This window comes from Mesorhizobium sp. IMUNJ 23232 (assembly GCF_044326205.1).
In the GTDB taxonomy this organism is placed as follows: Bacteria; Pseudomonadota; Alphaproteobacteria; order Rhizobiales; family Rhizobiaceae; genus Kumtagia.
Genome location: NZ_JBIRCY010000113.1, coordinates 1 through 9,799, shown reverse-complemented (window position 1 = coordinate 9,799; position 9,799 = coordinate 1). Strand labels below are relative to the sequence as shown.

The 9,799-nt window shown below is 58.8% G+C and carries 19 protein-coding genes; 10 read left to right on the top strand and 9 right to left on the bottom strand.

Going from position 1 to position 9,799, the window contains the following annotated elements; all coding sequences use genetic code 11:
• Window positions 1-156: 156 nt before the first annotated feature.
• Entirely contained in the window at window positions 157-252 is a 96-nt protein-coding gene (locus ACH196_RS36890) for a PLDc N-terminal domain-containing protein (protein ID WP_396651787.1), read from the bottom strand.
• A 287-nt stretch (window positions 253-539) separates the two neighbouring features.
• Here ACH196_RS36890 and ACH196_RS36885 point away from each other — a divergent pair, with 287 nt between their 5' ends.
• The 3 genes from ACH196_RS36885 to ACH196_RS36875 are packed head-to-tail and all read left to right on the top strand — an operon-like array spanning window position 540 to window position 1,461.
• Complete coding sequence (locus ACH196_RS36885; protein ID WP_396651785.1) at window positions 540-905, top strand: hypothetical protein; 366 nt, start codon at window positions 540-542, stop codon at window positions 903-905.
• A gap of 18 nt (window positions 906-923) precedes the next feature.
• Complete coding sequence (locus ACH196_RS36880; RefSeq protein ID WP_396651784.1) at window positions 924-1,148, top strand: hypothetical protein; 225 nt, start codon at window positions 924-926, stop codon at window positions 1,146-1,148.
• A gap of 58 nt (window positions 1,149-1,206) precedes the next feature.
• Window positions 1,207-1,461 (top strand): hypothetical protein, encoded by a 255-nt coding sequence (locus tag ACH196_RS36875; RefSeq protein ID WP_396651783.1) that lies wholly within the window; start codon window positions 1,207-1,209, stop codon window positions 1,459-1,461.
• A 102-nt stretch (window positions 1,462-1,563) separates the two neighbouring features.
• Here the strand turns inward: ACH196_RS36875 and ACH196_RS36870 are convergent, their stop codons facing one another.
• Window positions 1,564-1,785, bottom strand: a complete 222-nt coding sequence (locus tag ACH196_RS36870; protein WP_396651782.1) for a hypothetical protein — start codon at window positions 1,783-1,785, stop codon at window positions 1,564-1,566.
• A 918-nt stretch (window positions 1,786-2,703) separates the two neighbouring features.
• On the opposite strand from ACH196_RS36870, the gene ACH196_RS36865 reads away from it, so the two are divergent.
• Window positions 2,704-2,910 (top strand): hypothetical protein, encoded by a 207-nt coding sequence (locus ACH196_RS36865; RefSeq protein ID WP_396651781.1) that lies wholly within the window; start codon window positions 2,704-2,706, stop codon window positions 2,908-2,910.
• Window positions 2,911-3,283: 373 nt separating this feature from the next.
• On the opposite strand, the gene ACH196_RS36860 is transcribed toward ACH196_RS36865, so the two are convergent.
• The gene (locus ACH196_RS36860) at window positions 3,284-3,508 is read right to left on the bottom strand and encodes a hypothetical protein (protein ID WP_396651780.1); all 225 of its coding nucleotides are present in this window, start codon (window positions 3,506-3,508) and stop codon (window positions 3,284-3,286) included.
• Between the two features lie 356 nt (window positions 3,509-3,864).
• On the opposite strand from ACH196_RS36860, the gene ACH196_RS36855 reads away from it, so the two are divergent.
• Window positions 3,865-4,077: a hypothetical protein gene (locus ACH196_RS36855; protein WP_396651779.1), complete on the top strand. Its 213-nt coding sequence runs from the start codon at window positions 3,865-3,867 to the stop codon at window positions 4,075-4,077.
• A 274-nt stretch (window positions 4,078-4,351) separates the two neighbouring features.
• On the opposite strand, the gene ACH196_RS36850 is transcribed toward ACH196_RS36855, so the two are convergent.
• The 4 genes from ACH196_RS36850 to ACH196_RS36835 form a co-directional block, all read right to left on the bottom strand.
• The gene (locus ACH196_RS36850; RefSeq protein ID WP_396651778.1) at window positions 4,352-4,591 is read right to left on the bottom strand and encodes a DUF6894 family protein; all 240 of its coding nucleotides are present in this window, start codon (window positions 4,589-4,591) and stop codon (window positions 4,352-4,354) included.
• 108 nt (window positions 4,592-4,699) lie between these two features.
• Complete coding sequence (locus ACH196_RS36845; RefSeq protein WP_396651777.1) at window positions 4,700-4,939, bottom strand: hypothetical protein; 240 nt, start codon at window positions 4,937-4,939, stop codon at window positions 4,700-4,702.
• On the bottom strand, window positions 4,939-5,124 hold the full coding sequence (locus tag ACH196_RS36840; protein ID WP_396651776.1) for a hypothetical protein: 186 nt from the start codon (window positions 5,122-5,124) through the stop codon (window positions 4,939-4,941). Before ACH196_RS36840 ends, ACH196_RS36845 begins: the two co-directional genes overlap by 1 nt.
• A 521-nt stretch (window positions 5,125-5,645) precedes the next feature.
• On the bottom strand, window positions 5,646-5,879 hold the full coding sequence (locus ACH196_RS36835; protein ID WP_396651786.1) for a P27 family phage terminase small subunit: 234 nt from the start codon (window positions 5,877-5,879) through the stop codon (window positions 5,646-5,648).
• Here ACH196_RS36835 and ACH196_RS36830 point away from each other — a divergent pair.
• From ACH196_RS36830 to ACH196_RS36810, 5 genes are read left to right on the top strand one after another with little or no spacing between them, the layout of a single operon-like run.
• Complete coding sequence (locus tag ACH196_RS36830; protein WP_396651788.1) at window positions 5,815-5,952, top strand: hypothetical protein; 138 nt, start codon at window positions 5,815-5,817, stop codon at window positions 5,950-5,952. The genes ACH196_RS36835 and ACH196_RS36830 overlap by 65 nt on opposite strands.
• A gap of 54 nt (window positions 5,953-6,006) precedes the next feature.
• Window positions 6,007-7,245 (top strand): putative DNA modification/repair radical SAM protein, encoded by a 1,239-nt coding sequence (locus ACH196_RS36825; protein ID WP_396651775.1) that lies wholly within the window; start codon window positions 6,007-6,009, stop codon window positions 7,243-7,245.
• A complete protein-coding gene (locus ACH196_RS36820) occupies window positions 7,242-7,778 on the top strand; it encodes a DUF4130 domain-containing protein (protein WP_396651774.1) in 537 nt (178 codons plus the stop codon). The genes ACH196_RS36825 and ACH196_RS36820 overlap by 4 nt, the downstream gene beginning before the upstream one ends.
• Window positions 7,742-8,587, top strand: a complete 846-nt coding sequence (locus tag ACH196_RS36815) for a UdgX family uracil-DNA binding protein (RefSeq protein ID WP_396651773.1) — start codon at window positions 7,742-7,744, stop codon at window positions 8,585-8,587. The genes ACH196_RS36820 and ACH196_RS36815 overlap by 37 nt, the downstream gene beginning before the upstream one ends.
• Window positions 8,502-8,720: a hypothetical protein gene (locus ACH196_RS36810; RefSeq protein ID WP_396651772.1), complete on the top strand. Its 219-nt coding sequence runs from the start codon at window positions 8,502-8,504 to the stop codon at window positions 8,718-8,720. Before ACH196_RS36815 ends, ACH196_RS36810 begins: the two co-directional genes overlap by 86 nt.
• A gap of 218 nt (window positions 8,721-8,938) precedes the next feature.
• On the opposite strand, the gene ACH196_RS36805 is transcribed toward ACH196_RS36810, so the two are convergent.
• Both ACH196_RS36805 and ACH196_RS36800 read right to left on the bottom strand, forming a co-directional pair.
• Window positions 8,939-9,403 (bottom strand): phage terminase small subunit P27 family, encoded by a 465-nt coding sequence (locus ACH196_RS36805; RefSeq protein ID WP_396651771.1) that lies wholly within the window; start codon window positions 9,401-9,403, stop codon window positions 8,939-8,941.
• Window positions 9,403-9,651 (bottom strand): hypothetical protein, encoded by a 249-nt coding sequence (locus ACH196_RS36800; RefSeq protein WP_396651770.1) that lies wholly within the window; start codon window positions 9,649-9,651, stop codon window positions 9,403-9,405. Before ACH196_RS36800 ends, ACH196_RS36805 begins: the two co-directional genes overlap by 1 nt.
• Window positions 9,652-9,799 lie beyond the last annotated feature (148 nt).

Sequence of the window (9,799 nt, the reverse complement as noted above, 5' to 3'; positions counted from 1 at the left end):
CAGCGACTTTGATCAGCAGCCCGACCGGCCATTGTCGCGAATCTAGCAACCGCAATTTGCCCATTGCTTGCCCACGCGACAACAGACCGACTGCCGGCACCATGTCAGGCGTCGTACCGCGTGTTCCGAAGGCGCCTCGAATTGGCTTGGCAGGCTTCAAAACGTAATACTTCCCAGCGCGAGATATAAGATCGCGCCGATGACACATACTGCGAGTATGAACAGCAACCACGCCGCCGGCTCGGCAATCACCCGCTCAAGGTAATTCACGAGGTGACGGTTGAAGTTGGATGTTGGCGTAATGTGAGGGAAGACAATGGTGTCCTCCTTTCGTTGGGGCTAGGGCTCAATGGCCGCCCTCAATCGATAGCGCCCTGAAAACGGCTACCGACATTCGCGATGTACCAGCACAACAATCCGAAAGCGAGGCTATTCGGCAGGGCGGACACGAATTGTCAGCGACGCAGGTCAATATCGTGCTACGGTGACTACTTGCGCACCACAACCGGTGCGCCTCTCCAGTCAGATCGGATCCGTAGATGCACGCCCCAACATGGATAGCTCCCGTCCTCTTCGGCGGGGGAGTGGGAGCTCTTGCCCTTGCCATCGTCGGCTTCACCTGGGGTGGCTGGGTTACAGACCGCTCCGCAAAACTGATGGTGAGAGATGCCGCGGCCGCGGCCGTCGCGTCGAGCTTAACGCCTTACTGTATGGAGCGATCGAAGACCGATCCCCGCTCGGTGGAGATTCTTGCAGACTTGAAAGTAGCCAGGGCCTTCCAACGTCCGGGTATGGTCGAACAGGCAGGTTGGGCGACGCCACTGGGGCAAGACAAACCCAATCCTGAGTTGGCTACAGCCTGCGGCTTGGCAATATACACGGAATATTTCATGTCCGGCGGCTGAACAGATCGGGAGAGCATAATGCTCACATCAACTTTTGCTGCGCTTCGATTGCGCGGAATTAGGCTTCACGAATTGCGTGAAGCCACCGCCACAAATTTCGATACAACCAGTCATATTCCGGCTCGTTTTGTGGACGGCGTGCCTGATGAGGCAATGCAAGCATTTTGGCAGCAAATGATATTGGCCCGGCGCGCCTACCGCAAAGAGTCGGGGCACAATATCGAGCAAATCCTTGGAAAGTGACGCCGGCGAGGAACCAACGCTTATTCGAAATCTACGGCCAAAAGGAGGTGGCCGCGCTATGATTGGCAATCTTGAAAAAAAGCGCCGACGTGAGGCGGTAGTCAACACCCTTGCATCGCTTAAAGGCAGTGCGCCCTGGCGGGCAATGGGCTCTCGTGGACACAACTTATCGACCGTCCTTCACTGCATCACCAAGGGGCTGGTATCCCAGCGGTCGCCAACGGGGGCGCGGGTGTTCGACCTGACCCCGACCGGCTGGGCGCTCGCCCAGAGCATAAAGTTTGAGGCCGCGCGATTGGCCGGCATCGAGTGACATAGCGGAATAAGCGGGCCAAATCGCTAATAGCAAGGAGCTATGCCCGCCACGCCAAGAAGCCAGCGGCCTTTGGGTGATTTGGCGGGATTAGAGGCAAAATCAGTTGGCCCATATCCGCTTGAACAAGATCGCGATGATGCCGACGCCTAGTGCGGCGACCGCGATCATGAAACCAAGCGCGATCGCCGTGTCCGAGTTCGAGGTCACTGACAGCGGACAGGTCAGGCAACTTGCCGTCTTGGTTGCGATTGGCGACATCGCGGATATGCTGGATATGACTGAGAAACCAACGGGCCAAGTAAGACCGGCGGTTTCCAGCATCTTTCCATGGCCTCCGCGCGACGAAAAGCCAATGCCATTGTCCGGGCTGCCTGAACAGCGCCACGCCGCGGGGCGGGAGGCGAGCAAGCCGGCATTAGGCCAGCATCACGATAAAAGCAAAACGACGATTACGATTAGTGCGTTCATGATAACTACTGCACCCCACAAGGCAATTGGGACGCTTTCTGAACATTCGCCCCGCTCGACAAATCGCCGGATGCGATCTCGCTGCAGCGTGGCATACGGTTGGCTTTTCTCGCGAATTTCCTTTTCAGCGAGAAAACGGCCAACGACCTCCCGCACTTAGTTTTCGGTTCCGCCGCTAACTCACTCTGAAGGCTGGCAATCATCTGCCCGACTTCATTCCAATCAATTTCTGACCGCTCTTAGAATTGCCCCTACTTTCTGGCGGAGTTCTGCATCCTTCATGCGAGCCAATACATACACCAGCGGGAAGGGCGGCAACGTCACTTGCGGTAGGCTACTCAAAGCAATAAGAATTTGTTCACCAAAACATAGCAGAATTATTTTGCGGATATATGAGATTACCGCCCCAGGCGAGGCAATATCCGCTGATCTGCTTCAAAGCAACCACGCCGGACCAGCAGGGCTTGTCTTTCAACGGAACACAACCTCGGCGAAACCGTTGTCATCCGATGACAACAGCGTTCCTGGTGCCCAGGTAGCTGCGATCGGAGCCCGCCACCGCTGTCACGGTGGCGGGCTTTCTGTGGGTGGTGCACAGTATCCGGTGCCAGCGTGGATTGTGGTTGGCGCGGAACCTTTCCACCCCTCCCGAGTTGACCGCAGTCGCGGCCACCCCCACTGCCCATCCCCCGCCGCGACGTGACGCAGCATAAGTTTGCCCTCCGTCATCATGGCGGAGGGTTTTTTCTTGGTCCCCAGAGCGAGAATGAAATGTCTTATTATGAGATGATCGTGGCCAGCATCGAGAATGACCTGGCGCTCTCCAACGATGACAAGCTTCGCAGGCTGCAAGATATTGCCTCTCAGGCCAGCGATCTCCGCAGAGCATCCTCTTCTCCAGAAAACACTGACGACACAAAGGATGATCTGTCTGCCGTGCGACGTGCGATAGCAAAACTGGGCGGCAAGACAGATTGAAGCCTCTGGCCTTATCCCGCGCAAACGAACGAGAAATGCGGTACGAGATCATGGCACGTCGTGAAGACCTTGAGGCATATGCTCGGCGCCTTCGGGTCTGCATCTCGCATTCGACCAACTTCATAGAAAGCTTGAGTGGACTGCTGCTTATGCAGGATTTGTTCGAAGTCACTAACACGGCTGGCGAGGAAGAGATTGGAACCGACCTAGAGCACGAAGTGCGCACCCGCACGAGGTTCGAAACCTACCTGAATTCTGTTAGACGTGATGATTGCTGCTAAGAACGAGGCGAATGGACTGCGCTATGCGGATGGCCGCGCATCCTCTAAGTGACGTTCCTGCGGCAGCGAGGAGAAGCTTCGCCATGCCTCGGTCACGACAGCGCAGGCACCGGTTCTACGCGACGAGTGACTTCGATCTTAACAGCCTTTTCCTCGCTGTCGTGGTTCCACTGCCTTAGGCGCTCCAGCACTTCCTCGTCATCGACCGTATCCCCATAGCTACCAATAATACAAAGCAGGCCAGAATTGGCGTCCAGTTTTCGCACCGCCTCATAGAGTTCGTGGGCGATTTTCGCCTTGGTCTTATCGTCAGTCATTTGGAATGCCTCCGGGCATAACCCACGCTCCCTTCGGGCGCATTTTCGGGCAGTTCACCTACAGACCTGAACCAAGCAGCTTCGACCTTTGTTCCGGGCGCCAGCTCTGAATTTTCATATCCACTTGCCGGCACCGGCCGGTTAATGCCGACCAAAACCACTTTCCATGTATCGGCGATCGGTACAGTTCATACATACGACCTACGACGTCGTCCTTCACCTACCGGTCAAAAGCGCTGAAGTCCTTATGCTTTTCGCCAGGCCAGGTTTCGCGCCATTTGAGGCGCAAAGCATGTTGCGGGGCTTGAACTGTTTCAGTCGCACGCTCGTTATGGAAGTCGGCAGAGGACGGTCTCATGAGCGCACGCGGACGGAAATTTCTTCAGGCTTGGCTCTCCGACAATATACCGGAAGGCGCGAAACCCGATAGCGTTCTCGCCGGTGAGTTGGCCGACCGCCTACTCTACGAGGCGGAGCACGCCGGATTGACTGAAGAGGAAATAGATGAGGAAGCCGATGGCGTCTTTCAGACCGCCATGCGGGCGCTGAAGAGGCGCGATCGGAGTTGAGCCAATCTGACGAAGGTCAGTGAACCGCTAACCATCCGATTCCGATCGCCGTCCCGGTGACCAGCGAACTGACGAGAATGATATCCAATGCGAACCAGGCAAGCCGGCCGGCGTCATCATGATAGTGGAGGCGTTGGAATGGCATTGCTGTGAACCTCCAGCATTTGGTGGTTGAACGCCAGCGTTCACGCCCTGTTCCCGGCTCACGAAAACGTTAGCCGCCCGCTCCTACACAGCCTCACACAGGTATGGGGATTGTTCGATCCGGGATTTGCTATCGCTTCAGCCATGTTTGCTTGAATTTGAGGTCCGCCATGAAGAAGTAATCGCCTGATCCGTCGCGAACCTTCACCCAGAATGAGCGTTGAGGGCCATTTGGCAATTCGTCATGCGCCATTTCTGGCAGTGCTGCGACGGCATGGTTGGCGGCGTCTTGCTCCGTCGGAAGATCGACTCCAGCATCATCACGTAAGATGGCCTCGCCATCAAACACGTCGAAGAAGTAGAGGGTCATCGGCGTGTTCCTGATCGGCTGAAATGCGCAACTCGTCCTTGTCGCCTGACATATCGGTATTCCTGGTCCCCCACTGTCGCAACGTTAGCTGGTGTGGGAACGTGGCCGTTAAGCTATGCCACGCGGGATTAAAGGGGCTTCCGGCTGGGGGTCTTCACCTCGAGTGGCAACGTGGGTGGAGTTCCAGTGCCGCAAGCGCATCAAAGTCTCCACGTCATTGAGTGTGTCCCGATAGCTGCCGAGGACAAACAGGAGGTCGGACTCTGGATTGATCTTGCCTACGGCCCCATAGATTTCATGAGCTAACTTCGCCTTGATCGAGTCTTCAGCCTGATCCAGGTTTTCCATCAGCGCTGCTTCTCGCCGGCGCCCTTGCCGTCTGAGCTTTTTGAGCGCTCTTCAAATCGCTCCTCGCCCTTCTTCAGGGGGCGCCCCATGTCGGCCTCGGTTTCCCGCTCATTCTTCGCTGCTGCCTTCTCTAGGCCCCTTGCAGCTTCTTTGCCGTTGGCTGTTGGCGCATTACGGATGCTCATCGAAACCTCCCGTTGGCGGCAGCGTGCCGCATGCGCTGAACGTGGAGGTGGTGAAGACGTTCCGACGTGGGAAGATTATGCCTTCCTCAACCTCTCGCCAGCGCCACCGCCGTTGCCCGGGATGACTTGGCGAAGGCAACACGCGAAATTGTGACCCACTATTGGCGCGAGCCATTTCTTTGAGATGGAGTTTCCAATTTATCAATAGCCCTGTCTATCGCCCAGGCTGAACTTGCAATCGAACAATTGCTCCCGGATCGCCGTCGTTCATTTGGTGTTTGCGCTCGACCACGCGAGCGCGCACCCGTTCCAAGGCTCGGAGCGAAGCAACTACCTCGCTCGCGTCGTAGTTAGATAACACTGGCCGAACCATGCGCGATGTTGAAGGGCGGGCAATCTTTGTGCAAGCGCGAATTCGAGAGGACGGGCCCTTCCGCAGCCTCACACCAGCGGAGCCGCCGGCCTCCGGAATGAACTCAACGCCGGCTGCCTCCAGGGCGGTGTGAATTGCTGCGATCGTTTCAGGATCGCCACCTGACTTGCCGGTCTGGATGTTGGTGCTTGTATTGCAGTAACCCCCAAACTCCGCGGAAAGATGCAATGACTGGGCGACCAATGCCAAAGCGGAGAAAGGCAGCGACCCGGCCGCGTGAGACCGGGGAGAGGCCGAGTGCGGCAGCATATTTGCGCATGATCTCCAGTTGCTTCGTGGCGATCGCCAGCCAGGGCGATTGCTGGATGGAGCCGGAGGGCAGCTTGATCAGCGGTGGCGTCTCGGCCAGCTTGCGCTCGACCTCCCGTCTCGCCATGGCGCAGCGGGCTTTCTAACGTTCCATGTCTTTCTTTATAGCTTTTGGATCATCCAGAACGTATCATGAACAGATGACTATTCTCACCACCCGCGAAAAGCTGGCTATCCTCTCCGATGCCGCCAAATACGACGCCTCCTGCGCCTCGTCGGGCGCCGCAAAACGCAACTCGATGAAGACCCGTGGCATCGGCTCCACCGAAGGCATGGGCATCTGCCATTCCTACGCGCCGGACGGACGCTGCATTTCCTTGCTGAAAATCCTGTTGACCAATTTCTGCATCTACGATTGCAGCTACTGCATCAACCGGTCGTCCTCCAACGTCCGCCGCGCCCGCTTCACGATCGACGAGGTGGTGCGGCTGACGATGGATTTTTACAAGCGCAACTACATAGAGGGTTTGTTTTTGTCATCGGGCGTCATCCGTTCGCCGGACGAAACGATGGGGGAAATGGTAGAGGTGGCGCGTCGCCTGCGCATCGATGAAAAATTCGGCGGTTATATCCATCTGAAAACCATTCCGGAATGCGCCGGGGAATTGATCGAACAGGCCGGATGTTTCGCCGACCGCCTGTCGATCAATGTCGAACTTCCAACCGACGAGAGCGTCAAGCGTTTCGCACCGGAGAAAAGGCCGGAGACCATCCGGCTCTCCATGGCGAAGCTGCGAACCAAGATCGAGGAGAAACGCGAACCCACGTTGCGCACCCAAAAGCGTGAGCGGTTCGCGCCGGGCGGCCAGTCGACCCAGATGATCATCGGTGCCGATGCCACTTCGGACAACGGCATCCTGCACACCAGCGCAAAGCTATACGGCAGCTATCATCTGCGCCGCGTTTACTATTCAGCGTTCAGTCCGATCCCGGATTCGTCGGCCGCGCTTCCTCTGACGAAGCCGCCGCTGATGCGCGAGCACCGGCTCTACCAGGCCGACTGGCTGATGCGCTTCTACGGGTTCTCGCAGCCGGAAATCCTCGAAGGCCGGCCGGACGGTATGCTCGACCTGGACATTGACCCGAAAATGTCCTGGGCGCTCCGGCATCGCGGAAGCTTTCCAGTGGACGTCAACCGCGCCGACCGCGAGGCCCTGTTGCGTGTCCCAGGCCTCGGTACCAAGGCGGTCGCCCGGATTCTTTCGACACGCCGGTTCCATCGCCTGCGCCTGGAGGATGTCGGCCGCGTCTGCGCCTCCATCGCAAAGGTCCGGCCGTTCCTGATCGCCGAGGGCTGGTCGCCCGGCCTCTTGATCGACCGGCCGGGCTTGCGCCAGAAGCTGGCGCCTGCTGCAAAGCAGATGGAGCTGTTCGGGTGAACGCCCGGCTGAAATCCGACGCCGCCGGCATGGCCGTGCGGCTGGGCGGCGAGACCGATTTCGACGGCTGGCGCGACGCCGCCCGCACGCTGGTCCTAAACGGCATTGCTCCAGACCGCGTCGCCTGGGCCGTCGGCGAGGCGGTCGGCGACCTGCTCGGTAATGGGGCCGCAAGCCTGCCGGTCGTACCCGAAGGCGCCACGCTCAACGTGCTGTGCGACTTCGTCAATCGCGCCGAGACCGTGATCTGCCATTCCGACCCGCGGCGCTTCGGCTTTCTCTACCGGATGTTATGGCGGCTTCAGCAAGACCGCAATTTGCTCAAGGTTGCTTCCGACCCTGACGTTCGCCGCTTCGAGGCGATGGAAAAAGCGGTGCGGCGCGACTCGCACAAGATGCACGCCTTCGTGCGCTTCCGGCAGGTCGGCGAGGACCGGATGCCCGCTACGTTGCCGAGCCGGACCATTTCATCGTCGAGCGCAATGCGGAGTTCTTCGTGCGCCGCTTCACCGGCATGCATTGGACGATCCTGACGCCGTATGCTTCCGCGTCTTGGGACGGCGACAGGCTGCTAATCGGGCGGGGTGCGTCGCGGCAGGATGCCCCAGCGGGAGACGCGGCCGAGGCGCTGTGGCTCACATACTTCCAGAACATCTTCAATCCGGCACGGTTGAAGGTGAACGCGATGCAGGCCGAAATGCCCAAGAAATATTGGCGCAATCTTCCCGAGGCCGAACTGATCCCCGACCTCATCGCCGGCGCCGAGCAATCGGCCAAGGAGATGATCGAGAAGATGCAGACCGCCCCCTCTCCTCACTATGCAAAGATCCAGGCAAGGCACTGGCCGGCCAGCAGAGAGCCCACCCAGGAAGACGACGGAGCGGATGCCGCCTCTATCGCCGACGTTCGGGCGGCTGCCGAAACCTGCCGCCGCTGTCCGCTCTGGCGGGACGCCACGCAGACCGTATTCGGCGAAGGGCCTGAAAACGCGAAGGTCATCTTCGTCGGCGAGCAGCCCGGCGACCAGGAGGATCTGGCCGGAAAGCCCTTTGTCGGTCCTGCCGGCAAAGTGTTTGACGCGATCCTCGACGAGGCCGATGTCGACCGCGCGAAGGTCTATGTCACCAATGCGGTGAAACACTTCAAATTCGAGCCGCGCGGCAAGCGCCGCATACATGCGAAACCGAATACCGGCGAAGTCCAGGCCTGCCGCTGGTGGCTCGATAAGGAACTGACGCCTCAAGCCGGAACTGGTCGTGGCGCTCGGCGCGACGGCGGCCCAGTCGCTGCTGGGCAAACCGGTCGCAATCACAAAGATGCGCGGGCAGGTGATCGAGCGTGAGGACGGGCTGAGGGTCTTCCTCACCATCCACCCCTCCTACATCCTGGGCATTCCGGATGCCGCGGACAAGGAGGCTGAACGCAACCGATTTCGGGCGGACATGAGCGTGGTGAAAAAACTGGTGGCAGCCTAACTATTCACCAAATATCGCCCTCAAATCGTTGACGGACGTTCCCGTAAGCCCAGGCACAAGCAGATCGCCAACCGAGCGCAGTGGTCGCCTTGCTGCTGCTATTGGCGCCACGTCTCGCTTCAACGGCAATCGGTTCGTCCCGCAGATTCTCCAATCGATGGAAGCACGATCCCCGTCGATACGTCGGCGCCAGTCCATACCTAGCCGCACATTATCGCTTACCTCGGCTTCAGATAAGCATCCGCAGGCCGGATGCCGAATTCCCAAGGCTTCTGCTCGTGGGAGCGCAGTTTGGTGACACGGCTGCGGGAGACCGGTGAGAGGCCGAGCTCGGCAGCGTATTTGTGCATGATCTCCAGTTGCTTCGTGGCGATCGCCAGCCACGGCGACTGCTGGATGTAGCCGGATGGCAGCTTGATCAGCGGTGGCGTCTCGGCAAGCTTGCGCTCGGCTTCAACCCAGCGTGCGTAAGATTGGCAGTAGGCAGCAAGAACCGCGCGATCATTGTCGCCGATGATGCCGCGCAGATGCAGCGTTGATGCAATCCGTTTCCATTCCGTCTTGGCGGTCGGACTGAGATGCGCCGGACAAGTCGGCGGCTTGGGCTTGCGCTTAGCCTTCGAGCCGGGACAGTCATCGCTGTCTACGAGGTAGAGCTGCGGCTTTGGCTTTCGTCCACGCATCACGGTCTCCTGGCAAGGCGATGCTTCAGTCGCTCGCCACCTTGCAGATGGTGCTGCTGGTCGATGTCAGCGAGGTGTTGGAAAAAGCGCCGCAGCACATAAGAACGGGCAAGTGAGGCCGCGGTGAAGACGGCCGCAATCATGCCGTCGGTGGCCAGTGTCGTTTCGATGCCGAATTGGGGATAGACGAGCCGCTGCACCATTATGGCGATAATGTAGCCGGCGACTACATTGGCGAGCGCCTCCATCAGCGAGCCAGTTCGCGACTGTGTGAACCGGCGTGCAATTTTGACCCCTTAGCTGGGAGGATCGGCGTCCAAAATTGACCCCCCTCATTCAGTCGATCTGCGACCATCCGTTTGTTTCGGCAAGCGGATGGAGAGGGGATGAAGTCAG